27 protein-coding genes and 1 tRNA gene are annotated in these 26,906 nt (G+C 65.4%); 13 read left to right on the forward strand and 15 right to left on the reverse strand.

All coding sequences use genetic code 11. The annotated features are described in order from the left end of the window. The first annotated feature begins 125 nt into the window (after positions 1 to 125). Complete coding sequence (locus ACCD06_RS15555; protein ID WP_109075208.1) at positions 126 to 845, forward strand: TerC family protein; 720 nt, start codon at positions 126 to 128, stop codon at positions 843 to 845. A gap of 54 nt (positions 846 to 899) precedes the next feature. On the opposite strand, the gene ACCD06_RS15560 is transcribed toward ACCD06_RS15555, so the two are convergent. Continuing rightward, positions 900 to 1,310 (reverse strand): cyclic nucleotide-binding/CBS domain-containing protein, encoded by a 411-nt coding sequence (locus ACCD06_RS15560; RefSeq protein WP_247870761.1) that lies wholly within the window; start codon positions 1,308 to 1,310, stop codon positions 900 to 902. 118 nt (positions 1,311 to 1,428) lie between these two features. Next, positions 1,429 to 2,658 carry a YbfB/YjiJ family MFS transporter gene (locus tag ACCD06_RS15565; RefSeq protein ID WP_413341662.1) on the reverse strand — a complete coding sequence of 410 codons (1,230 nt, stop codon included), beginning with the start codon at positions 2,656 to 2,658 and terminating at the stop codon, positions 1,429 to 1,431. Positions 2,659 to 2,851: 193 nt separating this feature from the next. Between ACCD06_RS15565 and ACCD06_RS15570 the strand changes: the two genes are divergently transcribed. The 5 genes from ACCD06_RS15570 to ACCD06_RS15590 all read left to right on the forward strand — a co-directional run bounded on the left by ACCD06_RS15570 (position 2,852) and on the right by ACCD06_RS15590 (position 7,434). Continuing rightward, positions 2,852 to 3,796 (forward strand): LysR substrate-binding domain-containing protein, encoded by a 945-nt coding sequence (locus ACCD06_RS15570; RefSeq protein ID WP_413341664.1) that lies wholly within the window; start codon positions 2,852 to 2,854, stop codon positions 3,794 to 3,796. Positions 3,797 to 3,881: 85 nt separating this feature from the next. After that, positions 3,882 to 4,214 (forward strand): ferredoxin FdxA, encoded by a 333-nt coding sequence (gene fdxA / locus ACCD06_RS15575; RefSeq protein WP_085090756.1) that lies wholly within the window; start codon positions 3,882 to 3,884, stop codon positions 4,212 to 4,214. Positions 4,215 to 4,566: 352 nt separating this feature from the next. Beyond that, a complete protein-coding gene (locus ACCD06_RS15580) occupies positions 4,567 to 5,067 on the forward strand; it encodes a CarD family transcriptional regulator (RefSeq protein ID WP_014248912.1) in 501 nt (166 codons plus the stop codon). A gap of 189 nt (positions 5,068 to 5,256) precedes the next feature. After that, entirely contained in the window at positions 5,257 to 6,255 is a 999-nt protein-coding gene (locus ACCD06_RS15585) for a hypothetical protein (protein ID WP_413341667.1), read from the forward strand. A gap of 282 nt (positions 6,256 to 6,537) precedes the next feature. Next, complete coding sequence (locus ACCD06_RS15590; RefSeq protein WP_413341670.1) at positions 6,538 to 7,434, forward strand: RNA polymerase factor sigma-32; 897 nt, start codon at positions 6,538 to 6,540, stop codon at positions 7,432 to 7,434. A gap of 143 nt (positions 7,435 to 7,577) precedes the next feature. Here ACCD06_RS15590 and purH read toward each other — a convergent pair whose 3' ends face one another. The 4 genes from purH to ACCD06_RS15610 form a co-directional block, all read right to left on the reverse strand. After that, complete coding sequence (gene purH / locus ACCD06_RS15595) at positions 7,578 to 9,182, reverse strand: bifunctional phosphoribosylaminoimidazolecarboxamide formyltransferase/IMP cyclohydrolase (protein ID WP_413341672.1); 1,605 nt, start codon at positions 9,180 to 9,182, stop codon at positions 7,578 to 7,580. A gap of 274 nt (positions 9,183 to 9,456) precedes the next feature. After that, positions 9,457 to 11,124: a heparinase II/III family protein gene (locus ACCD06_RS15600; RefSeq protein WP_413341675.1), complete on the reverse strand. Its 1,668-nt coding sequence runs from the start codon at positions 11,122 to 11,124 to the stop codon at positions 9,457 to 9,459. A gap of 166 nt (positions 11,125 to 11,290) precedes the next feature. Further along, the gene (locus tag ACCD06_RS15605) at positions 11,291 to 12,586 is read right to left on the reverse strand and encodes an RsmB/NOP family class I SAM-dependent RNA methyltransferase (RefSeq protein WP_413341677.1); all 1,296 of its coding nucleotides are present in this window, start codon (positions 12,584 to 12,586) and stop codon (positions 11,291 to 11,293) included. A 149-nt stretch (positions 12,587 to 12,735) separates the two neighbouring features. Further along, positions 12,736 to 12,810 (reverse strand) — tRNA-Gly (locus ACCD06_RS15610). Between the two features lie 188 nt (positions 12,811 to 12,998). On the opposite strand from ACCD06_RS15610, the gene ACCD06_RS15615 reads away from it, so the two are divergent. The 5 genes from ACCD06_RS15615 (at position 12,999) to ACCD06_RS15635 (ending at position 17,807) form a co-directional block, all read left to right on the forward strand. Beyond that, on the forward strand, positions 12,999 to 13,790 hold the full coding sequence (locus tag ACCD06_RS15615; protein WP_413341679.1) for an enoyl-CoA hydratase/isomerase family protein: 792 nt from the start codon (positions 12,999 to 13,001) through the stop codon (positions 13,788 to 13,790). 308 nt (positions 13,791 to 14,098) lie between these two features. Next, positions 14,099 to 15,565: a DHA2 family efflux MFS transporter permease subunit gene (locus ACCD06_RS15620; RefSeq protein WP_413341681.1), complete on the forward strand. Its 1,467-nt coding sequence runs from the start codon at positions 14,099 to 14,101 to the stop codon at positions 15,563 to 15,565. 256 nt (positions 15,566 to 15,821) lie between these two features. Beyond that, positions 15,822 to 16,712: a LysR family transcriptional regulator gene (locus ACCD06_RS15625; RefSeq protein ID WP_109075197.1), complete on the forward strand. Its 891-nt coding sequence runs from the start codon at positions 15,822 to 15,824 to the stop codon at positions 16,710 to 16,712. Between the two features lie 436 nt (positions 16,713 to 17,148). Further along, the gene (locus ACCD06_RS15630) at positions 17,149 to 17,457 is read left to right on the forward strand and encodes a hypothetical protein (RefSeq protein WP_413341683.1); all 309 of its coding nucleotides are present in this window, start codon (positions 17,149 to 17,151) and stop codon (positions 17,455 to 17,457) included. A gap of 44 nt (positions 17,458 to 17,501) precedes the next feature. Continuing rightward, on the forward strand, positions 17,502 to 17,807 hold the full coding sequence (locus ACCD06_RS15635) for a hypothetical protein (RefSeq protein WP_413341685.1): 306 nt from the start codon (positions 17,502 to 17,504) through the stop codon (positions 17,805 to 17,807). A 276-nt stretch (positions 17,808 to 18,083) separates the two neighbouring features. Here ACCD06_RS15635 and ACCD06_RS15640 read toward each other — a convergent pair whose 3' ends face one another. The 4 genes from ACCD06_RS15640 to ACCD06_RS15655 all read right to left on the reverse strand — a co-directional run bounded on the left by ACCD06_RS15640 (position 18,084) and on the right by ACCD06_RS15655 (position 20,319). Next, entirely contained in the window at positions 18,084 to 18,581 is a 498-nt protein-coding gene (locus ACCD06_RS15640; protein ID WP_413341687.1) for a hypothetical protein, read from the reverse strand. Positions 18,582 to 18,721: 140 nt separating this feature from the next. Then, the gene (locus ACCD06_RS15645; protein ID WP_413341689.1) at positions 18,722 to 18,946 is read right to left on the reverse strand and encodes a helix-turn-helix domain-containing protein; all 225 of its coding nucleotides are present in this window, start codon (positions 18,944 to 18,946) and stop codon (positions 18,722 to 18,724) included. 215 nt (positions 18,947 to 19,161) lie between these two features. Continuing rightward, positions 19,162 to 19,548: a terminase small subunit gene (locus ACCD06_RS15650; RefSeq protein WP_413341691.1), complete on the reverse strand. Its 387-nt coding sequence runs from the start codon at positions 19,546 to 19,548 to the stop codon at positions 19,162 to 19,164. Positions 19,549 to 19,611: 63 nt separating this feature from the next. After that, complete coding sequence (locus ACCD06_RS15655; RefSeq protein WP_413341693.1) at positions 19,612 to 20,319, reverse strand: hypothetical protein; 708 nt, start codon at positions 20,317 to 20,319, stop codon at positions 19,612 to 19,614. Positions 20,320 to 20,501: 182 nt separating this feature from the next. Between ACCD06_RS15655 and ACCD06_RS15660 the strand changes: the two genes are divergently transcribed. Both ACCD06_RS15660 and ACCD06_RS15665 read left to right on the forward strand, forming a co-directional pair. Then, a complete protein-coding gene (locus tag ACCD06_RS15660) occupies positions 20,502 to 20,894 on the forward strand; it encodes a hypothetical protein (protein ID WP_413341695.1) in 393 nt (130 codons plus the stop codon). Between the two features lie 426 nt (positions 20,895 to 21,320). Then, entirely contained in the window at positions 21,321 to 22,046 is a 726-nt protein-coding gene (locus ACCD06_RS15665) for a nucleotide-binding protein (protein ID WP_413341697.1), read from the forward strand. 513 nt (positions 22,047 to 22,559) lie between these two features. Here ACCD06_RS15665 and ACCD06_RS15670 read toward each other — a convergent pair. From ACCD06_RS15670 to ACCD06_RS15690, 5 genes are all read right to left on the reverse strand, one after another. After that, entirely contained in the window at positions 22,560 to 23,294 is a 735-nt protein-coding gene (locus ACCD06_RS15670) for a hypothetical protein (RefSeq protein WP_413341699.1), read from the reverse strand. Between the two features lie 60 nt (positions 23,295 to 23,354). Further along, positions 23,355 to 23,966 carry a hypothetical protein gene (locus tag ACCD06_RS15675; RefSeq protein ID WP_413341701.1) on the reverse strand — a complete coding sequence of 204 codons (612 nt, stop codon included), beginning with the start codon at positions 23,964 to 23,966 and terminating at the stop codon, positions 23,355 to 23,357. 8 nt (positions 23,967 to 23,974) lie between these two features. Then, complete coding sequence (locus ACCD06_RS15680) at positions 23,975 to 24,913, reverse strand: hypothetical protein (RefSeq protein WP_413341703.1); 939 nt, start codon at positions 24,911 to 24,913, stop codon at positions 23,975 to 23,977. A 25-nt stretch (positions 24,914 to 24,938) separates the two neighbouring features. After that, positions 24,939 to 25,151: a hypothetical protein gene (locus tag ACCD06_RS15685; RefSeq protein ID WP_413341704.1), complete on the reverse strand. Its 213-nt coding sequence runs from the start codon at positions 25,149 to 25,151 to the stop codon at positions 24,939 to 24,941. 186 nt (positions 25,152 to 25,337) lie between these two features. Beyond that, a complete protein-coding gene (locus tag ACCD06_RS15690) occupies positions 25,338 to 26,567 on the reverse strand; it encodes a tyrosine-type recombinase/integrase (RefSeq protein WP_413341706.1) in 1,230 nt (409 codons plus the stop codon). Positions 26,568 to 26,906 lie beyond the last annotated feature (339 nt).

Consider the following 26,906-nt stretch of genomic DNA (forward strand, 5'->3'; position numbering starts at 1 on the left):
GGAACTGGCCCCTCTTGCAGCGGACCGCGGCCGACCTCATGTGGTCGCGGTCACGCTGGTGCCCTGCGGTGCCGGCGTGCAGCCTGTCGACTGCACCCATTTGACCGCCGGAGCCCCGCCCCTTCATGCTCGACCTTCTCGCCGACCCGAATGTCTGGGCCAGCCTTCTGACGTTGACCGCGTTGGAGATCGTGCTGGGCATCGACAACATCATCTTCATCTCGATCATGGCGTCGAAGCTGCCGCCCGAACGGCAGCACAGCGCGCGCCGCGTCGGTCTCGCGCTGGCGCTGCTGACCCGCCTGGCCCTGCTGGCCTCCATCGCCTGGGTGGCGCAGCTGACCCAGCCGCTGTTCACCGTCGCCGGCTGGGAGGTGTCGGGCCGCGACCTGATCCTGATCCTGGGCGGCCTGTTCCTGCTGGCCAAGGGCACGCTGGAGATCCACCACACCGTCGAAGGCCATGAGGAGAGCGGGTCGGCGCCCAAGCACGCCACCTTCACCTCGGTGGTCGTCCAGATCATGTTCCTGGACATCGTCTTCTCGCTCGACAGCGTCATCACCGCCGTCGGCATGTCCGACCATCTGCCGGTGATGATCGCCGCCGTCGTCATCGCCATGGCGGTGATGCTGTTCGCCTCCGGCCCGGTCGGCGACTTCGTTAACCGTCACACCACGGTGAAGATGCTGGCGCTGTCCTTCCTGCTGCTGGTCGGCGTGGCGCTGGTGGCGGACGGCCTGGGCTTCCACATTCCCAAGGGCTACCTGTACTTCGCCATCGCCTTCTCCGCCCTGGTGGAGGCGCTGAACCTGTTGGCCCGGCGCAAGCAGAGCCCGGGGCACTGACGGCAAAGAGGGGACGGCAAAGAGGGGCGCCCTTCCCGGCGCCCCTTCTCTCCCTCACGCCTCGGCGCGGTCGGCCATCATGTGCTCGTAAGCGACCTTGAACAGGTCGCGGATCGACACGATGCCGACCGCGCGCTTGCCCTGGGTGATGGGCAGGTGGCGGTAATGCTTGTCGTGCATCAGCTTCAGCGCGTCGACCGCGTCGGCATCGGGCGGCAGGCTGTCGGGGTTGCGGGTCATCACCGTCCCCACCTCCACCGCCGACGGGTCGAGATCCTTGGACAGCACCTTGTTGTTCAGGTCGCGCTCGGTGACGATGCCGATCAGGGCGCCGTGATCGACCACCAGAACCGCGCCGATGTTCTTTTCGGCCATCATCTTCGACACGGTGGCGACGGAGGTATCCTCCGGCACCAGGATCAGCTCCTGCGACTTCACGACGTCCGGAACCAGCTTGCGTTTCATGACTTCCCCGAGGATCTGGTTGTTGTGGACCAGACTGTAGCCAAAGCGGACGATCGGGGAGAACAACGGCATAGCAGCAGAAGCGGCGCCGATTGTCGCAGGCAGACCTTACGAATACTTACGAAGCTTTTGGAACCGAAGCATTGGGTGTCGCCATTGCCGATCCCGCCGATGCCTGCCGCCCGGCGATCACCATGCCCAGCACCAGCAGCAGCGTGCCCAGCACCACCGCGGCGGCGGCCCCCAGCAGCGCGGCGTTGAAGCTGCCGGTGCGCGTCACCACCAGCCCGGCCGGAAGCGGCCCGATGATCTGCCCCAGCCCATAGGCGGCGGTCAGCGCCCCGACCACCCGTGCCGACGCTCCACCCGACAGTTGCCGCCCCAGCGCGAAGGCCTGCGACACGATCCCGACGAAGGTGCCGCCGAACAGCAGGGCCGAGACCACCGACGCGGTGGGCGATCCGGTCATCGGCAGCAGGATGGCCACCGTCTGCGTCAGATGCGCCAGGATCAGCGACCACCAGCTGTTGGTGCGCCGGGCGACCGAGGCCCAGAAGACCCCGGCGCCCATCGCCCCGATGCCGACGACCATCCAGGCGGCCTCGCCCACCGCGGCGGTGCCGGGATCGGTCTTCAGGATCGACACCAGGAAGGTGGCCGACACGATGTAGCCGCCGCCCTCCAGGAAATAGGCGACCGTCAGCAGCAGCAGCGGCGCCGACAGCCCGCCCGCCCGCGCCGGGGCGGCCCCCTCCGCCTTGGCGACCGCCGCATGGCATTGCGGCGCCGGATCGCGCACCCAAAGGCCGGGCATCAGCCCCAGCACGGCACAGATCGCCCCCAAGGCCAGCCAGTCGCCGTCCCAGCCCAGCCGTCCGCCGAACAGCGCGACGAACAGGCCGGAGGCGGCGATGCCCACCCCGATCCCGGTGTAGAGCCAGCCGGCCAGCCGCTCCCCGCCGCCGCGGGTCAGCGTGTCCAGCACCATGGCGATGCCCAGGATGAAGATGCCGGCGCTCGACACCCCCGACAGGAAGCGCAGGACCAGCCAGACCGGCATCGCCTGCCCGGCATCCCCGAGATCGAGCCCCATCGCCGCGGTGGTGGCGACGCTGATCAGCAGCGACAGCCGGAACACGGCGGTCCGCGTGGCGCCGTGCGGCACCAGACCGGCCCCCAGCGCCCCGACGAAATAGCCCAGATAGTTCAGCGAGGCGAGCAGCCCCGCCCCGTCGGCCCTTAGCCCGGTGGCCTCCTGCATCGCCGGCAGGATCGGGGTGAAGGCGAAGCGCGCGACACCCATTGCGATGGCAAGCCCGATCAGGCCGCCAACCAGCACCCGAACCATGTTCCACGCCCTCTCGGTGTTCGGCCGGCTCGTTGAAACAAGAACTGTTTGGAAAAACGAACCGTTCGGCCGGCCGATTGATTTGCGGTTCATCATGGCCGCGGCACTGCCCTCATTTCCAATGAATTGTTCTGATGATAAGCTCCACTTTCAGTGATGGGTGCCATGCATTGGCGGTTGGGGAGATGGTGCGATGGATCTGGCCGGTTTGCGGGTGGTGAAGGCGGTGGCCGACACCGGCAGCGTCAGCCGGGCGGCGGAGGCGCTGAACTGCGTGCAGTCCAACGTCACCGCGCGGATCAAGCGGCTGGAGGAGGATTTGGGCGTCGACCTGTTCCTGCGCCTCAGCCGCGGGATGGAGCCGACGCCGGCCGGCCGGGTGCTCAGCGGCTATGCCGACCGGGTGCTGCGGCTGGTCGCCCAGGCCCGCGACGCGGTGGCGGAGGCGGCCGGGCGCGGCGGCCGGCTGGCGGTGGGCAGCATGGAATCGACCGCCGCGGTGCGGTTGCCGCCGATCCTGGCCCGTTTCCACCGCGACCACCCCGACGTGGAGCTGACCATCACCCCCGGCCCGACCGAGACCCTGCTGGGCGACGTGCTGGGCGGACGGCTGGACGGCGCCTTCGTCGGCGGCGAGGTGGCGCATCCCGACCTGACCGCCCGGCGCATCTTCGACGAGGAGCTGGTGCTGGCCGAACCTGCCGCCGGGCTGACCACCGACTCCGCGCGCCGCACCCTGCTCGCCTTCGGCCGGGCCTGCGCCTATCGCGGCCGGGCGGAGATGGCGATGCGCGAGGCCGGGCGCGTGCCCTTCCGCGTCATGGAGTTCGGGGCGCTGGACGCCATCCTGGGCTGCGTCGGCGCCGGCATGGGGGTGACCGTCATCCCGCGCTCCGTCGTGGAGCGCGATCCATGGCGCGAGTTGCTGGTCGCCCGGCCGCTGCCGCAAGCGCTGGGCCGCATGCCGACGCAGTTCGTGCGCCGCACCGACGCCATCGAGACCGCCAGCCTGCGCGCCTTCCTGGACGCCTTCTCCGGGGACATCGCTTCCGTTGCCCATTCGAAAAAGGCCGCCACGGGTGCGACAGGGTCGCCCACATCACGCGCAGGGTTGAACGGTTCGTCTGCGGCATGCTAGGCAGGCGCGGGTTGGCCATCCGGCCCGTTGCCATGCGCGTGCCCATTCCTGCCGGCACCGCCGGCCGGAACAGCGGAGAAGAATCATGCCCTACGTCGTCACCGACGGCTGCATCAAGTGCAAGTACACCGACTGCGTCGAAGTCTGCCCCGTGGATTGCTTCTACGAGGGTGAGAACATGCTGGTCATCCACCCGGACGAGTGCATCGACTGCGGCGTGTGCGAGCCGGAATGCCCGGCCGAAGCGATCGTCCCCGATACCGACGACCGCGCGACCAAGTGGCTGGAGATGAACCGCGACTATTCCGGCCAGTGGCCGAACATCACCCGCAAGAAAGACGCGCCGCCCGACGCCGACGAGTTCAAGGGCGTCGACGGCAAGTTCGAGAAGTACTTCTCCCCGAAGGCGGGCGGCTGAGGCCGGACCAGCGGATGCGGCCCGGCCATTCCGAGTCGGGCTGCATCAACCGATTGATCCCGCCGATGTTGCTATGCAAAATCGACGGGGCGGCCATGGCCGGGCGATGAACGATTTCCGCCCGGTAGATTGCGCGTTCCCTTTGTAACTCGGGCGTAACATCGCTATAATGCGCGACCGGAGCCGGCCTCCGCGCCATTGCCGGTTTTCCCTATGTTCCAGGACCTGTGGCTTTTGTGATCGTCGTGGATGGGTCCCATCCCCACGGCGCCATAACTGTCCGGGGTCCTTTTTCGTCCCTTCCACCGGGGCGGCAAAATGGCGTGATCGCGAGAAGTGAGAGCCAATCCAAATGTCGAACAAGCTTGACTTCGAAGCCGGTGACTTCGTCGTTTATCCGGCTCATGGCGTCGGTCGGGTCGAAGGGATCGAGACCCACAGCATCGCCGGACTCGAGGTTCAACTCTACGCGATCACGTTCGAGAAAGAGCGCATGACGCTCAAGGTTCCGGTCACCAAGGCCCGCAACGCCGGCCTGCGCCGCCTGTCCTCCAAGGACCGCATCAAGGTCGCGCTGGAGACGCTGCAGGGCCGGTCGCGCGTCCGCCGCACCATGTGGAGCCGCCGCGCCCAGGAATATGAGGCCAAGATCAACTCCGGCGATCCGGTGTCCATCGCCGAGGTGGTGCGCGACCTGTACCGCGGCGCCGACCAGTCCGACCAGTCCTACAGCGAGCGCCAGATCTATCAGGCCGCCCTGGAGCGTCTGGCCCGCGAACTGGCCGCCGTCGAGAAGATCGACGAGACCAAGGCGACGGAGCGTCTGGAGTCGGTGCTGTCCAAGGCAGCCTGATTCCAGGGCCTGGGTTCCAGGCTCCTCATATACGTCCGTGACACGAACGGGCGCGCGGCTGCTACGTCACGCCGCGCGCCCGTCTCGTTTTTCGCCTTTGTTTCCGTGGCATGACACGCCTAAACTCCCGCCGCCTTCCGGCAGACGCCGCCGGAACGACTTCGCGACCGACGTCGAAGGGAATCCAGTTTGGGTCTGCCGCCGCGCCTTGCTCTTCCCAACCGTCAGGCCAGCCGCCATGCCGCGAGCATCGTCGGCGCCATCGAGGATGGCAGCCGTTTCGCCTCGCTCGGCCGGCCGCGCCGCGTCTGGGCCATCGGCGCCATCCATGCGCAACCCGACCGGCTGGATTTGATCCATCACGCCATCGGCCAGCGATTCCGCCCCGGCGACCGGCTGGTCTATCTCGGCAACATGATCGGCTTCGGCGACCGGGTGGTGGAGACCATCGACCGGCTGCTGGCCTTCCGCATCGCCCTGCTGGCGATGCCGGGCATGATCGCGTCGGACATCGTCTATCTGCGCGGCCAGCAGGAGGAGATGTGGCAGAAGTTGCTGCAACTCCATTTCGCTCCCGATCCCCGCACCGTGCTGGACTGGATGCTGCGCCAGGGCGTGGCGCCGACGCTGGCCGCCTATGGCGGCAATCTGGATGCCGGTATGGCGGGCGCGCGCGGCGGTGCGGTGATGCTGGGCCGCTGGACGCGCGAGCTGCGGCAGGCGGTGGCCGCGAGGCCGGGGCATGAACAGCTGTTCAATGCCCTGCGCCGCGCCGCCTACACCGGCGGGCCTGCAAATGACATTGCCAAGAAAGAGGGGGCCACGAAAGAGGGGGCCGCGAATGACGGGGCACCCGATGGGACCTCGGACGGCGCCGACTGGACCGGCAACAGCCGGGGCGGCGGAAGCCTGCTGCTGGTCAATTCCGGCATCGATCCCCGGCGCCCGCTGACCGGCCAGGGCGACGCCTTCTGGTGGGGCAGCGCCGGCTTCGCCCGGCTGGAGCAGCCCTATGGCGGCTTCAATCGGCTGGTGCGCGGCTATGATCCCGGCTGGACGCCGGAAAGCCCCGGCGTGGATGTCGGACCGGTGACGGTGACGCTGGACGGCGGCTGCGGCCGTGGTGGTCACCTCGTTTGCGCCTGTTTCGATTCTTTCGGCGAGATGCTGGACCTTTTCCAAGCGTGACCCATCCTTAGGTCCAGCCTGACCTTTCAGCCCGTCCGCCCCCTTCCTCCGTACAGGTCCGGCTATCCTTCCGGCAGCCGCCTCATGGGCCGCCGGCAAAAAACCTCCGTCCCTTGTGATCCGTTCCCCCTACACCTGCGTATGATTCCGCAACAGGGCGCGCTCATGCTTGTTGTCTAACCCGACGGCATCGACCGGGGGCAGGCGGCAAGCGGCGAAGACCCGATAGTACGGGGATATGCGAAGGAACACGATGCCGCCCAGACGGGAAGGAAGGGACGGATGGCATACATCGACGATCCGGAGACTCAGCGTGCTAATCTGAGCTTCATCAAGGCATCCATGCGCGAACCGTTGCTGTCGCGCGACCATGAATTCGAACTCGCCCGAAAATGGCGTGAGGGCCATGACGAACGGGCGCTGCATCAGCTGGTCCGGGCCTATACCCGTCTGGTGGTGGCCACCGCGTCGCGCTTCCGCAATTACGGCCTGCCGATGGGCGATCTCGTCCAGGAAGGCAACGTCGGCCTGATGCAGGCGGCCAGCCGCTTCGAACCCGACCGCGAGGTGCGTTTCTCCACCTATGCCGCTTGGTGGATCCGCTCGGCCATGCAGGACTACATCCTGCGCAACTGGTCGATCGTGCGGACCGGCACCACCGCCGCGCAGAAATCCCTGTTCTTCAACCTGCGTCGCCTGCGCGCCAAGATCGACAGCGCCACGCAGAACGGCAACGGCGCACGCCTGACCAAGGAAGGCCGCGAGTGGATCGCCGGCGAACTGCAGGTCGAGGTGTCGGAGGTCGAGGCGATGGAGATGCGCCTGTCCGGCTCCGACCAGTCGCTGAACACGCCGGTGGCCGACGGCTCCGATGACGACTGGCAGGATTTCCTGGCCGACCAGCGCCCCTCGCCCGAGGACGTGGTGATCGGCATGCGCGACGCCAACACCCGTTCGCAATGGCTGGCGGAAGCGTTGGGCGAACTCAGCCCGCGCGAACGCACCATCATCCGCGAACGCCGCCTGCGCGAAGAAGGCGCCACGCTGGAGGAACTCGGTCGCGAACTGGGCGTCAGCAAGGAGCGCGTGCGCCAGTTGGAGCATCGGGCCCTGCTGAAACTGCGGCAGTCGATGCTGAAGCGGGTCGAGGATTCCGACGACCTGCTGGCGGAGGCGTGAAGACCAAGCCTCGCTTGCCCCCACCCTAACCCTCCCCCGCTTCGCAGGGGAGGGAGTAAAGTGCAAGGGCTGCGGCAGTCCCCTCCCTCGCGAAGCGGGGGAGGGTTAGGGTGGGGGTCTAACGTCCCCACCCCGTCACACCATCAATGCCGGAAGTGCCGCATTCCGGTCAGCACCATCGCCAGACCCTTCTCGTCCGCGGCGGCGATCACGTCGGCGTCGCGGATCGAGCCGCCGGGCTGGATCACCGCGGTCACACCCGCTTCCGCGGCGGCCAGCAGGCCGTCGGCAAACGGGAAGAAGGCATCCGACGCAACCACCGAACCCTTGGTCAGCGGCTCCGACAGGCCGGCGGCCTTGGCGGCTTCGGCCGACTTGATGGCGGCGATGCGGGCCGAGTCGACGCGGCTCATCTGACCAGCGCCGACGCCCACGGTGGCGCCGTTCTTGGCATAGACGATGGCGTTCGACTTGACGTGCTTGGCGACGCGGAAGGCGAACAGCAGGTCGGCCAGTTCCTGTTCGGTCGGCGCGCGCTTGGTGACGACCTTCAGCTCGGCCGGGTTGACGCGGCCGCTGTCGCGGTTCTGCAGCAGGAAGCCGCCCGACAGCTGCTTGATCATCATGCCGGGCTCGGCCGGGTTCGGCACGTCCTTGGTCAGCAGGACGCGCAGGTTCTTCTTGGTCGCCAGCAGCGTGCGGGCGGCCTCGTCGGCGTCCGGAGCGATCACCACCTCGGCGAACAGCTTGGAGATCTCCTCGGCCGTCTCCGCGTCCAGGCTGCGGTTGACGGCGATGATGCCGCCGAAGGCGCTGACCGGATCGCACAGCAGGGCCGACTTGTAGGCCTCCAGGAGGTTGGTGCCCTGGGCAACGCCGCAGGGGTTGGCGTGCTTGATGATGGCGACGGCAGGCTGCTCGAACTCCGCCACCAGTTCGAAGGCGGCGTCGGTGTCGTTCAGGTTGTTGTAGGACAGCTCCTTGCCCTGGAGCTGCACGGCGGTGGCGACGCCCGGACGCTTCTCGCCGGTGACGTAGAAGGCCGCCTGCTGGTGCGGGTTCTCGCCATAGCGCAGGGTCTGGGCCAGCGATCCCGACAGGGTGGTGCGCGGTGGGAAGGTCTCGCCCAGCTGGCCGGCCAGCCAGGTGGAGATGGCGGCGTCATAAGCGGCGGTTCGGGCATAGGCGCGCTGGGCGAGCCGGCGGCGCAGGGCCAGCGTGACGCAGCCGTCATGGGTCGCCAGCTCGTCCAGCACCGCCTCGTAATCGGACGGCTCGGTGACGATGGCGACGAAATCGTGGTTCTTGGCGGCGGCGCGGATCATCGCCGGCCCGCCGATGTCGATGTTCTCGACGCAATCGTCATAGGCCGCGCCCTTGGCGACCGTCGCCTCGAACGGGTAGAGGTTGACGACCACCAGATCGATGCCGGGGATGTCGTGCTGGGCCATCGCGTCGGCATGGATGTCGCGACGGGCCAGGATGCCGCCATGGACGCGCGGGTGCAGCGTCTTGACGCGGCCGTCCATGATCTCCGGGAAGCCGGTGTGGTCGGAGACCTCCTTGACCGGGACGCCGGCCTCTGCCAGACGCTGGGCCGAACCGCCGGTCGACAGGATCTCGACGCCACGGGCGGCGAGCGCCTTGCCCAGCTCCACCAGACCGGCCTTGTCGGACACGGAAATCAGGGCGCGGGTGATGCGGACCTTGTCGGGGGCGGGGGCGTGGTTGGCTTTGGGCGGGCTCATGGCGTCATCCTGATCGCTGCGGGTGGTGCGTTGGGCCGCAGGCAACCGGGGAGACCCGGACAAGCACGGAAGAAGAAAAGCACGGACGGCCACGGAAATGCCGCTCGGCTGTGCTTATCCGCGTCCGCCCGCCCGCACATTGCCGGTCCGGACGGACATGGATAAGCACGGCGAGACGAGTCCCGTGGTCGCCCGTGCCCCAAATCCCGTGTTCATCCGTGTTTCCACGCCCCTTCCGAAAGGAATAGGCCCGGCCACCGCGGATGGGCGCGATTTACGCCGCCTTGCGCTCGCGGCGCAAGGCCCATTTCACCGTCAGCCCTTCGGGGCCGCATTGTCCCTGCATCATGATCTGCCGGCTGCGGCGCGGCTCGTCCCCGCTGCCGAGATAGACGCTCTCCGCCACCTCCAGCACGGCGCCGGTCACCCGCATGCGCCAGGTATTGCCGCTGGGCAGGCGCAGAAGCACCTGATCGTTGCGCCCATCGCCCTGCCCTTGGACCGGCACCACCTCGACATTGGGATGCAGGTGGAAGCGGATGGCGTAGGGCTGCGGCTGCGGCGTGGCGCCGATCACCGGCTCCAGCGTGTCCTCGCCGCGCAGGTCCTCGCCATTGTCGGCCAGATAGACGCGGCGGCGGTGCAGCAGGCCGAATCCCTTGCTGTAGCCATTGTGGCTGGCGACCACCAGCATGGCGCCGTCGGATTCCTGCCGCTCGCAACTGACATTCGTCGGCCGGCGGCCGAGCCCGCCCTTCTCCAGCACTTCCGACGAGTTGGTGTCGGCCACCACCATGGTCGAATGGGCGGACGTCCCGGCCAGCGCCGCGCGCCAGGGGCCGCGCTGGGACGGGTGGCTGCCGCAATTGACGATCAGCCGCTCCTTGTTGACGGAAACCTCCATCGACAGGGTGCCGGCATGGGCGGTGCGGTCCAGTCCGGCCGGCGGCGGCGCGCCGGTGTCGAGCAGCACCAGCGTGCGCCCGGCGAGCAGACGCTCGAACCCGGTGTGCGGCGCGCTTTTCAGCGGACGGCCGCGGGCGTCGGCCTGGGCCAGCACGGTGTCGATCAGCGCCGGCTCCTCCTCCCGCCCGCCGTTGAACAGGGCGAGCCCGCCATCGACATGGCGGAAGAAGCGCAGGGCCGGGGTCATGCGGTCGATGGCGTGCTGGAGGCTTTCCGGCACCTCTTCCCGCGCGACGCGCAGCACGGCGCGCATGTCGATCAGGTCACGCAGAACCCGCATCTGGATCGACGGGTTGCGTTCCACATGGCCGCCGTCGGGCAGGATCTGGCGCGGCAGTTCCTTGTCGAGCAGGCGCAGCGCCTCGCGCGCCGCCTTGTCCTGATCGGGCAGGCAATAGCCGCCATAGAGCAGGCCCTTGATCGCGCCGATCAGCCGTTCGCCGTCGAGTTTGGCCGGCGCCACCCGCAGCAGGTGGCGCAACTGGCGGGCCATGCTCTCGAACATCCGCGCACGGAACTCGTCGTCGGCGGACGCGCAGTAGAAGTCATGCAGACCGATCCAACTGGCAAGCCGCACGCCCAGCACGTCGGGAGCCCAGCTCTGCGCATGCCAGCCGCCATTCTGGTCCAGCCACGACCACACCAGCACCCGCGCCCGGCGCCGCGCGGTGTCGCCGCCGACCGCCCGCAGGTCGCGCAGCCACTCAAAGCCATGGGCGGCGCGCAGCCAGCCGACGCTGGCACCCTGGGGCCGCCAATTGGGCGCACCGTTGGGATCGACCATGATCGACTGCCCGGCGAAGTTCATCCGCCCGGCCAGCATGGCGTTGCCGTTGTCGATGTCGCCGGGCCAGGGATCGGGCGGGATCACCGCCAGCGCCCCCGGCGCCTTGCCGCCCAGCATCAGGGCGTAAAGGGGATTCCCATAGGCAAGGCGCGCCATGCCGCTGCGAAACCGTCCGTTCCCGTCGCCCATCTGCGCCGACTCCTTCAGGACCGCGAGCGGCGTCGGCGGCCGGCGGAGGGTGATGATGCAGTGCGGGAGAACGCGGACGGAAGCATGGGTCGTGTCGTATCAATTCGCCGCCCGCACCGCAAGACGGGCCTGGGATTTATCCCGCGGTGCGGACTGGATGAGTGGCTCAGTCCGGGCGTCGGCGCAGGCGCGCCACGAAGAAGCCGTCGATCCCGCCGAGATCGGCCAGCATGCCCGGAAGGCTGCGGACCTCCCCCACCTCGTTGATCGGCTCCGACAGGCCGCCGAGTTCGTCGGCGGTCACAGGCCAACGCTCCACCCGCCTGTCCTGTTCCAGCAGACGGGCGATCTGCGCCTCCCCTTCCTCCGGCTGGATCGAGCAGGTGCAGTAGATCAGCGTGCCGCCGGGCTTCACCAGCTCGACCGAGCGGGCGAGCAGCCGCGACTGGGCGCGGGCCAGCTTGGCGATGTCGTCCGGCGTCTTGACGCGCAGGATGTCGGGATGGCGCCGGATCGCACCAGTCGCCGAGCAGGGCGCGTCGAGCAGAACGGCGTCGGCCGGCTCCTCCGGCTCCCACGTCGCGGCGTCGGCGGCCAGCACCTCGGCCTCCAGACGCAGGCGCTTCAGGTTCTCCGTCACCCGCTCCAGCCGGCGGGCCGAGCGGTCGATGGCGGTGACCTGCGCGCCCTGCACCACCAGCTGCGCCGTCTTGCCGCCGGGAGCGGCGCACAGGTCGAACACGCGCTTGCCCCGAAGATCACCGAACAGCTTGGCCGGCAGCGAGGCGGCAAGATCCTGGATCCACCACTCCCCGTCCTCGAAACCGGGAAGCTCGGTCACCGACCCGCCGGGCGGACGGCGCAGCGAGCCGGTCGGCAGCAGGGTGGCACCCAGCCGCTCCGCCCAGCCCTCCGGGTCCGACTTCACCGTGATGTCCAGCGGCGCTTCGTGCAGGTGGGCCTCGACGATGCCGCGGGTGCGGGCGGTGCCGTAGGCGGAGCGCCAGGACAGCCACAGCCAGTCCGGCGTGTTCAGCCGCCCGGCATCCTGCCGCGCCGCCATCTCCGCCCCTTCGCGCCCGATGCGGCGCAGCACGGCGTTGATCAGCCCCTTGTAGGGAGCGGCGTTGCGCGCGGCGGCCAGTTCCACCGCGGTGTCGACCGCGGCATGGGCGGGGGTGTTCAGGAACACCAGCTGCGCCGTGCCCAGCCGCAGCATGTCGTGGATGGCCGCCTTGGGCAGACCCGGCTTGGCGAGGCTGGCCTGGATCATCTCGTCGATCTGGCCCAGCCGGCGCAGGACGGTGGCGACCAGCAGGCGGACGAAGCCGCGGTCGCGCGGCTGCAGCGCCGCCAGTTCGGGATGCGCGTCGAACGCGTCGTCGAAGGGAACGGACTTGCGCAGCACGTCGCGCAGCAAGTCGAGCGCAACGCCGCGGGCGGCGAGGGAAGTGTCGGTCATGACTATGGATCTAGCGCGCCGGACGGCCAGTGTCGATAAGGGATGCCCGGTGTTTCCGGACAATGAAGACCAAAAAGCGGAGGTCGGAAAAGCGAAGGGCCGGTGCGTTGCCGCCCGGCCCTTAGGTCTTCGCTTCTCTACCGGAGAACTGGAGCGGGCGAAGGGATTCGAACCCTCGACCCCAACCTTGGCAAGGTTGTGCTCTACCCCTGAGCTACGCCCGCGCTCCCGTCGTCCGGGAGCCGCTTTCTACGGAAACGCGGCCTCCGCCGCAAGAGGAAAATTCACCCTCCCCTCACTTTTTTCGCGACGGCTTTCCCCTCCCCTGCTGCGCTGCGGCACCGGGCGTCTTGCGTCCCGGCGGAGGCGCGCTATGGTACGCAACCATACGGCAACGGATGGAGATTGCGGCATGGCCGGCACCATCACCCTGACCCGCGATGGAGCGGTCGCGACCCTGACCCTGTCCAACCCGGACAAGCTGAACGCCTTCGACAAGCCGATGTGGCACGCCCTGATCGGCCACCTGACAGCGCTTGAGGCCGACGAGGGAACCCGCGTCGTCGTGATGCGCGGCGGCCCCGGCTCCAACGGGTCGCGCACCTTCTCCCCCGGCGCCGACATCTCGGAATTCGAGAGCGAGCGCAACAGCCCCGAACAGGGCGCCAGCTACGGCGACCTGATGGACGAGGGGCTGGACGGCCTGCGCGCCCTGCGCCATCCGGTTCTGGCCGCCATCGACGGTCCCTGCTGCGGCATCGGGCTGGCGGTGGCGCTGGCCTGCGACCTCAGGGTCTGTTCGGAGAGCAGCCGCTTCGGCGTGCCGGTCAGCCGGCTCGGCATCTCCATGGGACCGACGGAGCTGAAGCTGGTCGCCGACGTCGCCGGCGGCCCGGCGGCGCTGGAGATCCTGCTGGAAGGCCGCGTCTTCGGTGCGGCGGAGGCCAAGGACAAGAATCTCGTCCACCGGGTCGTCGCGGATGAGGGCTTCGAGGCGGAAATCGCTGCCACGATCCAGCGCATCGCCGCCGGCGCGCCGCTGGCCGCCACCCTGCACAAGCGCTATGTCCGCCGCCTGTCCGACCCGGCGCCGCTGACCGAGGCCGAAATCGCCGAATGCTACCACTGCTTCGGCACCGAAGACTTCCGCGAGGGCTACCGCGCCTTCCTGGAGAAGCGGAGGCCGGTATTTACGGGACATTGATCTTTGGAAAGAGTGTAGTTGCGGCAGGCAAGATTTACACGGATTTAGACACGGATTACACGGATTTTTTCTTGCTCGTGGCAACGCCTTGACCTCTCCCGGCAAGCAAGGACCTGGGCAACGCCATATCCGTGAAATCCGTGCTTCAATCCGTGACATCCGTGTCGATCTTGCCCGCCGATCCAGCGCGCCCCAAGAATCACCTCCCCGACCTCGCTTACGCATGGCAGGGCTTTCGCATGTGCGATGGTCAATGCGGCGGAACGTCTCACATTCGTAGGGCTCCGTTCCCTGCCTGACGGTCCGTCATGTCGCGCGTCACCCCGCTGATCATCGCCTGCGCCCTGTTCATGGAGAACCTCGACTCGACGGTGATTGCCACGGCGCTGCCGGCGATCGCGCGGTCGATGGGCGAGGATCCGCTGCGGCTCAGCCTGGCGATGACCTCCTACATGCTGGCGCTGGCGGTGTTCCTGCCGGTCAGCGGCTGGGCGGCCGACCGCTATGGCGCGCGCACCGTTTTCGCCAGCGCCATCGCCGTCTTCATGGCGGGGTCGATCGCCTGCGGCCTGTCGAACGGGCTGGTGGAGTTGGTGGCTGCCCGCATCCTCCAGGGCATCGGCGGCGCGATGATGGTCCCGGTCGGCCGGCTGATCCTGCTGCGCACGGTGCCGAAGGACCAGCTGGTGACGGCGATGGCGCGGATGACCCTGCCGGCGCTGATCGGGCCGGCGCTGGGGCCGCTGGTGGGCGGCGCGATCACCACCTATGCCTCCTGGCGCTGGATCTTCTTCATCAACGTGCCGATCGGGCTGATCGGCATCGCGCTGGTGCTGGCGCTGATCCCCAACCTGAAGGAGGAGCAGCGCGACCCCTTCGACGCCCGCGGCTTCCTGTGGAGCGCCACCGCGCTGGCCGCCTTCATGTTCGGTTTCGAGAATATCGGGCGCGACCTGCTGCCGCCCAGCGCGGTGGCGATTCTGCTGGCGGTGGCACTGCTGGCGACGCTGGCCTATCTGCGCCATGCCCGCCGGGTGGTGCGGCCGGTGCTCGACCCGTCGCTGTTCCGGCTGGCGACCTATCGCGCCTCGGTCCTGGGCGGCACGCTGTTCCGCGTCGGCAACGGCGCGGTGCCCTTCCTGATGCCGGTGATGCTGCAGATCGGCTTCGGCCTGACCGCCTTCGAGTCGGGAGCGCTGACCTTCGCCGGTGCGGCGGGGGCGCTGACCATGAAGGCGCTGGCCGGCCCGATCCTGCGGCGCTTCGGCTTCCGTCTGGTGCTGACCCTCAATTCGCTGGTCAGCGGTGCGATCCTGGCCAGCTACGGCGCCTTCCGTCCCGACACGCCGCATCTGGTGATCCTGGGCGCGCTGCTGGTGGGCGGCTTCTTCCGCTCGCTGCAGTTCACCGGGATGAACACGCTGAGCTATGCCGAGGTGCCGCAGCCGATGACCAGCCGCGCCAACACGCTGGCCAGCGTGATGCAGCAGCTGTCGCTGAGCCTGGGCGTCGCCGTCGGCGCCACCGCGCTGCACCTGACCACCCAGTGGAGCGGCGGCGCCCTGACCCCCGCCACCTTCGTTCCCGCCTTCCTGACGGTGGGGCTGATGGCCTGCGCCTCCAGCCTGCCCTTCTGGCGCCTGCCCGCCGATGCCGGCAACGAGATCAGCGGGCATATCGGCAGCGCCCGCCCTGAAACACGCCCCGAAACGCGGCATGACGCTGCCCGCAACGCGACGGTCAAGACCGCCGCCCTGACCGACGCCGCGGATTAGCAAAGATGGGGGCGAATGGCCGCCGTCCCATTTCCGAGCATCGCAAACACCCCTATCCATTATACGGATATGCCCGGATCGCTGTGACTTCGGATGAGAATAATTCCGGCGATCATGATTAATTTTCGTGCGAGTCGCTTTTACTAGCGCGTGCGTTCCGGGCGCGTTCCCGCTATAAACATGCATGGCGGCCATGCGCCGTCCTCAAGATAAACGGGAGGCTCCGGGCGGCTGCGCATCGGGGCGGGACAGCATGATGGATTGGGACAAGCTGCGGGTATTCCACGCGGTGGCCGAAGCCGGCAGCTTCACGCATGCCGGCGAGACGTTGAACCTCAGCCAGTCGGCGGTCAGCCGCCAGATCAGCGCGCTCGAGGAAAGCCTGGGCGTTCCGCTGTTTCACCGCCACGCCCGCGGGCTGATCCTGACCGAACAGGGCGAGTTGCTTCACCGCACCGCCCGCGACGTGTTCGCCAAGCTGTCGATGACCGAAGCGATGCTGACCGAAAGCCGGGAGCATCCCAAGGGACCGCTGCGGGTGACGACGACCGTCGCCTTCGGATCGACCTGGCTGACGCCGCGCATCAACGAGTTCATGTCGATCTACCCCGACATCCAGCTGACGCTGCTGATCGACGACGACGAGCTGGACCTGGCGATGCGCGAGGCGGATATCGCCATCCGCATGAACACGCCGCGCCAGCCGGACCTGATCCAGCGGCACCTGATGTCGATCCGCTTCCACCTCTATGCCAGCCAGAGCTACCTGAAGAAAAAGGGCACGCCCAAGACGGCGGCCGAGCTGGACAATCACGACCTGATCACCTATCCGCCCGACGTGCGGGCGCCGATTCCGAACGTCAACTGGATCATGGAGGTCGGCGACCCCTCGCCCAACCGGAAGCCGATCCTGCAGGTCAACAGCGTCTACGCCATCTATCGCGCGGTGGAGAGCGGGCTCGGCATCGGCGCGCTGCCGGACTTCCTGGTCGACAGCTTCTCCAAGGACGTGACCCGGATCCTGCCGGACGTCGACGGGCCGAAGGTCGACGCCTACTTCGTCTATGCCGAAGAATTGCGCCATTCCAAGCGCATCGCGGTCTTCCGCGACTTCCTGGTTAAAAAAGTGGCAGAAACTCCGTTCTGACCTCAAACAATTTTCAATGATCCCGTAAGAGAATTGCCGAAATCGACGATGTCTTTCCGACTTTCCGGAGCGGCATCGTCGATTTCGGCATTTTTATTAGCCTTCTAAGGATATTTTGAAGCCATGCGCGTCTTGCATGGTAGATTTATATATTTGTGCCTGGAAAGTTGGCAGCAGAATGGTCAAATTTTGATCGTTGGATGTTGCGACGCAGCATCCGATGTTTCGTCCCGGAGGTCTCCCCTCCGGGGTTGGGTCCTCGGACCCAGCGTCTCCCAGACGTGAAGCCTCCCTGTTCAACTCGCCGCTAATCCAATGGGTTAGCGGCGGTTTTTTTATGTGGGCAGGGGTTGGGGGAACTCGGGGGGAACAAATCCTCCGCCCTAGGTCGCCGTACCATTCTCGGCGCTAGAGAACTCCCTTAGGGACTGAGGGAGTGGCACCCGGCAATAGCCCCGTCGCGATATGCCTCGACTCGCGGGAGAACGCGAGCAAGGACCGCCTCGATCCCGCGCTCGATCCTTGTCGCAATCGCGGCGGCGATCGCCTCCGGAGAGAACCCGGCGGGCGCGATCGCGGAGGAGGGAGCGAGCTCGGCCCGCTCGTACCCGAGCCGCTCGGCGAGGTCGGCATCGAAGATGCTGGGCTCGCCTTCAATATCGAGGAAGCATCCATCGTCGCGACGCAAAAATCCGTCAGAATGGCGGATAGAATTCGCTTCTACTTCCTGCGTATATCTGCGTAAAACTGCGTATCGAAAGAGGTAGACCGTTATTCGGAGGCTGGGTTATGCTGTTCCAAAGCGCCCGTTCGATCCTTTTAGCTGCGGAGAGTGAGTTAGAGCGTAAGGACGCCCGCGATTGCTGGAAATCCGACGAGGAAATCGAGGCGAGTGTTCTCCGTATTTGCGACGCGGAGGACGCCGTCGCCAGAGCTCCGGCCTCCTGCGCTTCGGACGTTGCATTCAAACTGCGGTACGCGATTGGCTTGCTCGACGAGGCGGAGGCGACGGGAACGCTTGAGAATCGCCTCCGGATTATGCTCCGAGGGGCTTTGGCCGATCTCGACCGGGGCGGCTCCGCGGCTCTTGCGTAACACCAAGCCCGCGCCTCGGCTACATTGGGGCGCGTTAGGCAATGAGCGAGCGTTACCTCGACTTCCAAGGTGTGACAGATAAGCTCGCCGAAATCGGCGTTACTCGTTCCGACGGCTCTCCGATCCCGGTGGATACCATCCGTACGTGGGCGGACAAGGGGCGGCTCCCCTTCTTCAAAGCCCCGAACAATCGACGCCTTATCTCAGAGCGCGTGCTCCTCGAGGCGTTCCGGAAGCTACAGGAGGAGGCGCTTAAGCCCCCTCCCAAATCTCGGCTTAGGTAGGAGCGGCGCCATAAACACCGTCCGCCTTCCCGGCGGCGATGATTTCGGCGACGACCTCCTGGACCGTCATCGCCCGCGGCGCCTTCTGAATCGGTGCGGCGAGGCAGTCGTCCGGAACGGTTGCCTTCGCGAGAATGGCGGCGAGCTCCGGCGTAAGCCCGCTCGTCGGGTCCGCTGCTCTGGCACGGGGCGCCGCAGGACGATCCGCAAGCTCGGCGGAGGCGAAGATCGAGCGGACGATCTCCTCGGCTTGGAGCTCGGGCGAGGGCTGCGGCGTGGCGGACGGGAGCGCCGGAGCGGTTGCAGGTACCGTCAGAACGGCGGGCGTGGCGGAGCCCAACGCGCCGACCGGGGGGAGCCCGGCGCATTTGCGAACGCGCGCCGCATGTGCCGAGCAAAAAGCCGCCTCTCGCGGGTCGGACGCGATGCGAGCTCTCTCCTCGAGCCGCTCAGCTATCCGCATATTAGCCTCTCGAAACTGGGTACTCATTCACTACCCTCAGATTTTGGATGCGGCCTCGCCTTCCTTGACCCCCAAAACCACCCGGTTAGGGCCGCCCGGCGGGGAGAAAGGCTTTTCGTTGTTGGACGGGCCGCGGGCGTCCTCAATGGTGCCGGGGCGTTTCGAAATCAGTTGATGGGAACGACGGCGAGCTTCAGCCCAAGGACGCCAAGCGCCGCCTCGGCGCTTTCGAGATCGGGCTTGTTGCGCTTGCGCCAAGCCGTAATGGTTTCCCGAGCTAAGCCAGACCGGGCCGAAAGCTCGGCATAGGTAACGCCCCGATCACGCATGGCGCCGAAAATCGCTTTTGCAATCGGATGCGCTCTCTCGGGGATGCTCGCTCGACTGGCCATTCGGCCCTCCGCAGATGTCAATCAGTGAGCAACGGTATCAGTTGTTAAAGCTTATTCCGGAGAGAGCTCAGGTAGCCCAAATGTTGGGGCAACGGTTTCCCCTAACTATGACCTTGTGGCGGGGAAACCGTTGCCCCCGTCGCGAGTATCTTTCTACGGTAAGTGCGGAAACTCGGTTGAAGGCGCCGCAAATCGGCTTCGTCATCTTCGCCGCCCTAGTTTACGAGCGAGTGGGCCTTGGTCGGGATCGCGAGGAGGCGGGTTTTGCAGCGCGAGAACTCCGCGCCGACGACCTTCGCAACCTCGTCGATCGGGACGACCTCGCGCTTTGCCTTTGCGAGTTCAAGCTCCTCGCGCGCCGCCCGTGCCGTCTCGTACCGCTTGCGGATCTCCTCGAGCGAGAGCCGGGACATATCGCCTTGCGTCGCGGCGATCGCCCGATCCTCGAGCCACTTCCGGACCTCGCCCGTATCGAAAGCGTACTCGCGCCCTTTCCGGCCTTGCTCGAGAACAGGCATTCCGGCTCGGAGCCAAGCCGAGACGGTCGGGAGCGAGACGTCGAAAATCTCGGCGAGCTCGTTTCGGTTTACTTTCTTGCCCATGCTCGGACTCTCCGGGGAGTGCCGGGCGACGGAAAGCGAGCTCCGATCGCCCGGCGGGCAGGCTTATGCAAGCCCGCGGCGGTCGGCGTAAGCCTCGAGGATGCACTCGGAGGGCTCGGCGAGGCGGCGGGCGGCACGATCGGGGCGGAGGCTGTCGACGGCGATCCGGACGGCGGTGGGCTTGCGGCTCTCGGCAATGTCGCGGGCGAGCTCGAGGATATCCTCGACCTCCTCCTCGAGCGCCTCGAGCGTCCCGCCATTCCAGAGGATCAAATCCGCCTCGATCCTATCGACCCGCTCGGACGGATGGATCGGGAGCCGGAACCCGAGCGCCAGGAGGAGGCGCCCGACGATCCCCCAACGGGCGCGGGGCTTAACGCGCGGGTTCTCGATCCGGACGATAATGCCGCCGAGGTCGCGGACCGCTTGCGCCTCATTGGGAAAACGGACGTCCTCGACGGCGATTGCCACGTCGCCGAGCTCCTCGATCCGGCGGCGCCAAGCGTTCGCCCAAAAGGCGTCGCCGATCATGTTCCGGCCCCATTCCGTTCCGAGGGTAATCAATGCGTGCCGAGGCGTGCGTCCGCAAAGGAGCTCGAGCGGCTCCTCTTTCCGATCGCCCTCGACCTCCCGGTCGGTGAGCCCGACGGCGCGGAGCATGTTTTTCAGCGGGTCGGCGATCCGCGCCCGCTCGAAACCGTGCGCGTCCTGTAGGTAGGTGGCGGCGGTCGACTTGCCCGCCCGAGCGTACCCGACGAATCCGATCAGCATTCCCGAAACTCCGATCTAGGTTGGAGCCGGGAGGATCGCCAGGGCGCCAGAAGGTGGCGAGTGAGGTTCGGTCTCCTTCTGCGTCCCAACGTTATTCGACCGCTCTCTTCCTCAGACGCACCATTTATGCGAGCTTTTGGAATTAGAGCATCCTTATTCAGGCGGAACATATGGAGTGACCCATGAAGCGCGTTGCCTTCATTGCCCTTTTGATGCTGGTATCGCCCTCCGTATTTGCACAACAAAGTGACATACGGGATGGTATTCGTGAATGCCTCAACCAAGCAGTACAGGGTCAGAACCTGCAATACAAAAAGCTATATAGTCAAGGTCAAGTAGATTTATTGTTATATTGTTCTGGAGCGCAAGCAAATAAGCTATGGGATGTACTTGGCCATTTTAGTGGCGATAGCCAGCCTATGGTTGGCAATGATAACTCGCGTTACATATCTAGATCTGGTGGAGACGGCCTTTATTGTACTAGGACGTATCAAGCACCAACTGGCGCATCCGCCAATCGCTTTGACTGCGGCATTAAAATTGGCGTGAGCAGTACAGTAATGAGCGCAATGTAATGTGCTCAGGTGAGGCTATAACTTTGCCCCTCTTCCCAATGAAAACAAAAAGCGGCGATAGAAATTGCATTGCCTAACCAGGAGCCGGGGTCGCGAGGCACCCGTGACGGTGGGGCGTCTAGGAGGACCCATACCGGGGGAGGGGGTGCCCGCCCATCGATCCCCCTCGAGGGTCATTCCTCCCGCTCCGCTGCCGCTTGCCTGTGGCGTGGCCCGATGATCGAGAGGTTGAGAGATAGCCCTTCAAGCCTCGCCTCCTCATCAAGCCTCGAGAGTGCGTTGCCCAACACTTGATTAACGTGATGCCGCACATTCTACGAGGACACGCGGCCTTTCCGAATTGATCCAAGAGTGCAGCCAATGCAATCTAGCTGACTGCCGTTCGTCAACCATCCGATATGTCTGGAAGATGCAATGAAGCCTAGAATGTTTATAGCGTCGTCGGTTGAGCATCTTGATCTTGCTTATGCAGCCCAAGAGGGCTTGGAGCACGATGTAGAGCCTACAGTTTGGTCCCAAGGGGTTTTTGCGCTGTCTAGAACCGCAATGGCTTCTTTGATAGACATACTAGACGAAACTGATTTTGGCTTGTTTATCCTCGCGCCTGACGATATTACCCAGATTCGCGACGCATCAAAGCACACCGTGCGAGACAATGTAGTTTTCGAACTTGGGCTATTTGTTGGTCGTCTAGGCAGCGATCGGTGCTTTTTGATAGTTCCAAGAGGTGTCGAGGATTTGCATCTCCCCAGCGATCTTTTGGGGTTAACGCCAGCAACCTTCGAGCCCGATAGGCAAGATGGAAATATGGTGGCTGCCCTCGGTCCCGCCTGTAATCGTATTCGTAAGGCCGTGGCAAGGCTGGGATCTGTTGTCCATCAAGCGCCAAAATTGCCTGCTGTTGTTCCAGAAGACTCGGAACTCCTTTGCAGCGACCCGACAGATTGCCAAGCGTTATTGGAGTCGTGGATGGGGGCAAGGACTACATCGGACAACCTCCGGGCCATGCGATATAAGGACATCGATCGTGAGCTACAGTTGGCTCCCGGCTCGGCTCGGCTTTACATTGAAGAAGCTGCTAAACGCTGGGGTTATGTGCCAGCGAAGAAAGGAAAAGATGTGATAATGTTCAGAGATTCCGACGATTTTTAGGGGAAGTTATCGAGTCAGAGGGCGCAGTTTTTCGTCAGCCCCGGCGCGAGACAATGCGCCGGGGCGATTTCGCTTTTCAGCCGTTCGGCATACGAACTCGGTCAGCCCCATAGTACCGCGCCGCCCTCTCCCACGTCCGAACCTCGACGGCCCGAGCAAGGCGCAACGCGGCGACGATCATCGGGTCCGAACGCGGCGAGGAAGGCGCGCCAGAGCTCGACCAATCGCCGCCTATACGGCTCCGGCCCGATCGGAGGGGGTTTAGTAGCCGCCGAGCGCGTAACCTCCTCCTCGGGCTTCCGGCGGACTCACCGTTGGCTGTGTCGTTTGACCTCCACCTAGGGACACGGAACGCGGAGAGAACGAGGCGGGACTCCCTCGTTAGAGGGAGAGTCCTCTCTTTCTTTATCTGTATCTGTATCTGTATCTAGGGCGGCGTTATGCGTTACCGATGGCGTTACGCTGGCATTACGGCGCAACAAAAAGGGCCGGATCACTCCGGCCCTCGCTGTCCTACTTGCCCCAAAAGCGGCGCTTTCCGGGTCGCGCCGCCGGGAGGGCGACGCTCTCCGCAAGGGGCGGAAGCTGATCGCCGAGAATAACGCGAGCGGCAATAGTCCGCCTGACCTCTCGCGGTTTCTCATGGGCGCTCTGGCCGATAGCCCGCATTTCCCCCGTTCGAGGGTCCTTCTCCCATTGGGTCGGACCGCGGACAATTTCGATCTCCTCGCGCGCGGGCTCCTCGCGATTGGGCGCCTTACGGGCCATTACCTCTGGCGAGAGCAAGAGATCGCTCCGCCCCGCCGCATGCAAAGCCTCATTGGTGGTTTTCGTCAGATTGATCGCCGACACCCAATCCGGAAGGAATGCCGCGATCGTCTCGGCGGCGGGCGCGTACTCCGTATCCAACCGGCGAATCACATTGGCAACCGCGGCGACGGCCTCCGCCTTCCGGCGGTCGAGCGCCTCCTCGGTTTCCCGCTTGATCACGGAAGAGTGCCGCTCCTCTAGCACCTCGACCAAAGCACGGAGGCGGGCAACCTGTCGGCGGGCGGCGGTGGTCTGCTGTTCGTGGCGGTCGAGGGCTTTGTCGTCGTCGGCGAGGAGGACGGAACGGTGCGCGCGATCGAGGCGGGCGAGCTCGGCCTCCGCCGCCTTAAGCTCGCGGGAAGTAGCTTCGAGCATTTCGGCAACCTGAACCGCCGTCGCCGATTCATTCACACTCTTAATTTTAGCGATCACAAACATTGTTAATCCTTTGGTTGTGCCGATGGTCAAAGTCCGACTCTCGGGATTTGGAGCCGGGGATTAGTCGAAGGGGTTAGGCGGGCTCTCACCCTGCCGAACCGCCGCCATGTACTCGTCAAAAAGACGCTGGCGCTCCGGCGATAGCCCGGCGTAACCGCCGCGCCCCTCTGCCTTATTCGTCTCCTCGGCGCGGCGCTGGTGCTCGTCGATGTGCCTGCGCGCCCGATCCGCGGCGGCGCTGCGCTTCGCCTTTAGCGCCTCGAGGACGCTATTGAGCTCGGCGGGAGACGGCAGGAAGCGGAAATGCTTGACGCAGAAGTCGTGGGCGAGGCGGCAGAGATTCCGCGGAAATCCCTCGAACATCCGAACGAGTCCGGAAATGTAAACCTCGGGCTCGGGCGGTCGGCCGTTGGGGTAGATAGCAACGAGGTGCCCCGCCAACCGGGCTGCAAGCGGCTTTTCAATGCAACCGGAAAGGCTCTCACGCACCTCAGCGATAATCCGCTCGCAATCAGCGGCGGGAATCAGCCGGGAATGCTCGTCAAGCGCGTCGGTGCGCTCGAGCTCACGCCGATAGCGATCGGCAGTCGGACAAATGTTAGACGCGAAAGGCGCCGGTATGTCCTCAAAAGCGACCGGAAGAGCCGGGCGCGGAGAATTGGTGTTTTCCATCGTGGTTCCTAAAGGTCGAGATCGTCGAAGGACTGCGTCGCGCTCGCGTCAGCGCGGCGAATTACGTTGCGAATTGCGTCGGTGACGGCGTTGGTCGGGCGAGCGCCGGGCGCCGGGCGCCGGTCGTCGTATGAGCCCTCGAGGAGCTTGGTAAAGCTCCGCTCTTGGCAGAGGAAATCGAGGTCGGCGCGGAAACCGCGGTCGGTCCGCCCGGTCAAGAACGGGGAGGCGGCGAGCTTTTCGAGGGCAACCTCCCATCCGGGGAGCCCGCCGCAATCGCGGAGCCGGGCGACGAGGGCTCGGCGGCGCTTGTCGGTGAGCTTTAGCGCCCGCGGGAGTCCGCTCTGCTCGGCGGTCGCGTTGTAGAGATCGACCGCGAGCGAAATCTCCTGCGCCGTCGGACCGGCGGGCGCCGTCGAGCGAACGCGAGACGGGACTCCCTCGTTAGAGGGAGACTCTTCTCCCTCCTCCTTTTCCATCCTCCCTCCTTCCTCCTCCATCTGCTGAGCCGTTTCCGAAACCGCTTCCCCACCGGTTCCGAACTGATTCCCCACCGGTTCCGAACCGTCTCCCTCGTCGGCGCCCGGCGTGAGTTCGTCGCTGCCGATGGCGACGTAATCGCGGAGGTCAGCGGGGAGCGGGTAAACCGCGTTGGGCTTCTTAGGACGCTGGTAGCGGCGGAAGTTCCGGATCGCCCCGTAGGCTTTGCCCTCGACCTCGAACCGGCGAACGATCCGGTTGGCGACGAGCTCGTCGAGGAGGTCGGCAAGGTCGAGGGTATCGGCAGGGAAAAGGCGCATTTTCAGCGCCCGAGGCTTCCACTCGAAAACGCCTTGGTCGTCAGCCTCATTCCGGATTGCGATCGCGAGGAGGCGAGCGGGATAGTCGCACTCGACGAAATCCTCGTCGGTCCACTGCCCAGGATGGACGGAGCGAATGCGCGCCATGATCGGCCCTCCGGTTTGCCGCTGGTTAGGCGGCGTTCTTTTCGGAGGAGGAGCGGAGCGACGCGAGCCAAGCCCGCGCATCATCGGCGAGGATGAGCGTGCGGCGCCCGACCTTCGTACCCCTCAGCCGCCCCGCCTTTAGTTCAGCAAAGGTGAGCGTTCGCCCGACGCTGGCAACTTGGCAAAACTCCTCGATCGAATAGGCAAGGCGCTCGGATGTGGTGTTCGTGGCTGCCATTTCGGCCCCCCGTGGGTTACGTGTTCGCACGAACCCTGACGGACCAACGAGCCGCCCGAAAGCGAGAGGGGATATTCCAAATGAAGGTTGTGAAATCTAATGGGAGGCAGCATTTGGAAGGTGGCGCGGGCGAGTGCCGCGCTCGCCTCCGCACGGTTCCGCCTTTGGTGGCGCGGCTATCCCCCGCTACCTTGTGTTACGACGCTCGGCGAAACTTACAATATTCGTGGGACCACGGCTCACAATCGAATCGACGTGGCGAGCCCAAGCCTCGAGGGCAGCGAACTTCTCCTCCCGGTAGGAGTGGACGTTGTAGGTCACGGCGAGGGCTGGGCGGCTGTGGTTTAGAACGCGCTCGATAACATCCTGAGAGAACCCGAGGCGCCCTAGCCCGGTAGCGGCGGTGCGCCGGAGGTCGTGGAATGTCCAGCCTTGGACCTTGCTCTCCCGGTCAACGATCTCCTTAAGCCGCTTCATTCCGGCGTAGGGCTTTTCGCCCTTTGGATCGCATGTGAATACATAGGGTCCAACTTGCGGGAGGGCTTCCAAGAGCTCGACCACTGCGGCGGGTAGCGGCAATTCATGATCGCGTTTGGCTTTGTTACGCTCGGCTGGCAGGAGCCACGTCGCCCCGCGCAACTCGGAGCGAGGTAGGGCGCGTACCTCGTCGCGTCGCTGACCGGTCAGTATCAGCATTTTGACCAATGGGCCACTAGGATAGGACAATGTGTCGGCGGCGCGCCAAATAGCCGCTAGCTCCTCGTCGTCTAATACACGCGACCTAGGCGTCTCAATCTTCTTGCGCTTTTTGACGGTCGATGCCGGATTAGCGTCGAGATAATCGCGCTCCACGGCCCAATTAAAGGCGGCAATGATCTGCGAACGGACGCGGTTTACCTGAGCGTTCAACCCCTTCTTAGTCTGCAAATCGTCGAGCAATTCAACCACGTCGGCGCGGCGAATCTCATTCAGCCCTTTTCGACCGAGAGTCGGCTTTACGTGCGCCAAATAGAGCTTTTCGGTTTGCTCCCATCGCCGCTGATTCGGTTTGCAATATTCCTCGACATATCGGTCGAGAAGGTCGCTAACGGACGTCGGGCGACGAGCGGCTCGCGCCTCCTCCTCGGCCTCACGCCGCTCTTGGGCGGGGAGATCGATCCCGCTCTTTGCCGCGTCGTAAATTGCGCGAGCCCGCTTCCGCGCGTCGGAGAGGGAGATGGATGGATAGGGGCCGATAGTGTAGCGCCTCAGGTCGCTCGTCCCTTTAACGCGGTAGTTGACGCGCCACGACTTCGCCCCGTTCGCGGTGACGCGGAACTCTAAGCCCGGCGTGGCCTCGTCCGTCAGTTCGAGACGTCCCGACGTGGGCGGCTTGGCGGATTGGAGGTGCTTATCCGTGAGGCGGACGCGAGGCATAGCGTTAGCTCGACATTGGGGGAACTCTGGGGGAACAGAATATCCCGGCCTCTCACGAACTGCAATGAACCTTGCTGAACAATATTGCGAGACATTACAACGCCTTACGGAGAGCAATTGGCGAGGGGGCGAACGTTGAAGAACTTCGGAGGTTGAATGACGTTGCGTCTCCCAGACGTGAAGCCTCCCTGTTCAACTCGCCGCTAATCCAATGGGTTAGCGGCGGTTTTTTTATGTGCGCAGGGTCTGGGCCACTCCGGGGGAACGGTCAAACCGCATTTCCGCTCCCCTACGGCGACGGACACCTCATGGCCAAGCTGTCGACGCACAAAGGGCCGC

It is taken from the genome of Azospirillum sp. CT11-132, assembly GCF_047302835.1.
Taxonomy (GTDB): domain Bacteria; phylum Pseudomonadota; class Alphaproteobacteria; order Azospirillales; family Azospirillaceae; genus Azospirillum.

What these genes read in the sequence shown, in the direction of transcription:
- ACCD06_RS15560 (WP_247870761.1), bottom strand. Translation starts at nt 1,310, where the DNA reads ATGAAACGCAAGCTGGTTCCGGACGTCGTGAAGTCGCAGGAGCTGATC.
- ACCD06_RS15605 (WP_413341677.1), bottom strand. Translation starts at nt 12,586, where the DNA reads ATGACCGACACTTCCCTCGCCGCCCGCGGCGTTGCGCTCGACTTGCTG.
- ACCD06_RS15570 (WP_413341664.1), top strand. Translation starts at nt 2,852, where the DNA reads ATGGATCTGGCCGGTTTGCGGGTGGTGAAGGCGGTGGCCGACACCGGC.
- ACCD06_RS15555 (WP_109075208.1), top strand. Translation starts at nt 126, where the DNA reads ATGCTCGACCTTCTCGCCGACCCGAATGTCTGGGCCAGCCTTCTGACG.
- ACCD06_RS15650 (WP_413341691.1), bottom strand. Translation starts at nt 19,548, where the DNA reads ATGGGCAAGAAAGTAAACCGAAACGAGCTCGCCGAGATTTTCGACGTC.
- ACCD06_RS15665 (WP_413341697.1), top strand. Translation starts at nt 21,321, where the DNA reads ATGTTTATAGCGTCGTCGGTTGAGCATCTTGATCTTGCTTATGCAGCC.
- ACCD06_RS15620 (WP_413341681.1), top strand. Translation starts at nt 14,099, where the DNA reads ATGTCGCGCGTCACCCCGCTGATCATCGCCTGCGCCCTGTTCATGGAG.
- ACCD06_RS15670 (WP_413341699.1), bottom strand. Translation starts at nt 23,294, where the DNA reads ATGTTTGTGATCGCTAAAATTAAGAGTGTGAATGAATCGGCGACGGCG.
- ACCD06_RS15615 (WP_413341679.1), top strand. Translation starts at nt 12,999, where the DNA reads ATGGCCGGCACCATCACCCTGACCCGCGATGGAGCGGTCGCGACCCTG.
- ACCD06_RS15580 (WP_014248912.1), top strand. Translation starts at nt 4,567, where the DNA reads ATGTCGAACAAGCTTGACTTCGAAGCCGGTGACTTCGTCGTTTATCCG.
- ACCD06_RS15565 (WP_413341662.1), bottom strand. Translation starts at nt 2,658, where the DNA reads ATGGTTCGGGTGCTGGTTGGCGGCCTGATCGGGCTTGCCATCGCAATG.
- fdxA (WP_085090756.1), top strand. Translation starts at nt 3,882, where the DNA reads ATGCCCTACGTCGTCACCGACGGCTGCATCAAGTGCAAGTACACCGAC.
- ACCD06_RS15655 (WP_413341693.1), bottom strand. Translation starts at nt 20,319, where the DNA reads ATGCTGATCGGATTCGTCGGGTACGCTCGGGCGGGCAAGTCGACCGCC.
- ACCD06_RS15645 (WP_413341689.1), bottom strand. Translation starts at nt 18,946, where the DNA reads ATGGCCAGTCGAGCGAGCATCCCCGAGAGAGCGCATCCGATTGCAAAA.
- ACCD06_RS15690 (WP_413341706.1), bottom strand. Translation starts at nt 26,567, where the DNA reads ATGCCTCGCGTCCGCCTCACGGATAAGCACCTCCAATCCGCCAAGCCG.
- ACCD06_RS15590 (WP_413341670.1), top strand. Translation starts at nt 6,538, where the DNA reads ATGGCATACATCGACGATCCGGAGACTCAGCGTGCTAATCTGAGCTTC.
- ACCD06_RS15635 (WP_413341685.1), top strand. Translation starts at nt 17,502, where the DNA reads ATGCTGTTCCAAAGCGCCCGTTCGATCCTTTTAGCTGCGGAGAGTGAG.
- ACCD06_RS15660 (WP_413341695.1), top strand. Translation starts at nt 20,502, where the DNA reads ATGAAGCGCGTTGCCTTCATTGCCCTTTTGATGCTGGTATCGCCCTCC.
- ACCD06_RS15680 (WP_413341703.1), bottom strand. Translation starts at nt 24,913, where the DNA reads ATGGCGCGCATTCGCTCCGTCCATCCTGGGCAGTGGACCGACGAGGAT.
- ACCD06_RS15640 (WP_413341687.1), bottom strand. Translation starts at nt 18,581, where the DNA reads ATGAGTACCCAGTTTCGAGAGGCTAATATGCGGATAGCTGAGCGGCTC.
- ACCD06_RS15685 (WP_413341704.1), bottom strand. Translation starts at nt 25,151, where the DNA reads ATGGCAGCCACGAACACCACATCCGAGCGCCTTGCCTATTCGATCGAG.
- ACCD06_RS15625 (WP_109075197.1), top strand. Translation starts at nt 15,822, where the DNA reads ATGGATTGGGACAAGCTGCGGGTATTCCACGCGGTGGCCGAAGCCGGC.
- ACCD06_RS15600 (WP_413341675.1), bottom strand. Translation starts at nt 11,124, where the DNA reads ATGGGCGACGGGAACGGACGGTTTCGCAGCGGCATGGCGCGCCTTGCC.
- purH (WP_413341672.1), bottom strand. Translation starts at nt 9,182, where the DNA reads ATGAGCCCGCCCAAAGCCAACCACGCCCCCGCCCCCGACAAGGTCCGC.
- ACCD06_RS15675 (WP_413341701.1), bottom strand. Translation starts at nt 23,966, where the DNA reads ATGGAAAACACCAATTCTCCGCGCCCGGCTCTTCCGGTCGCTTTTGAG.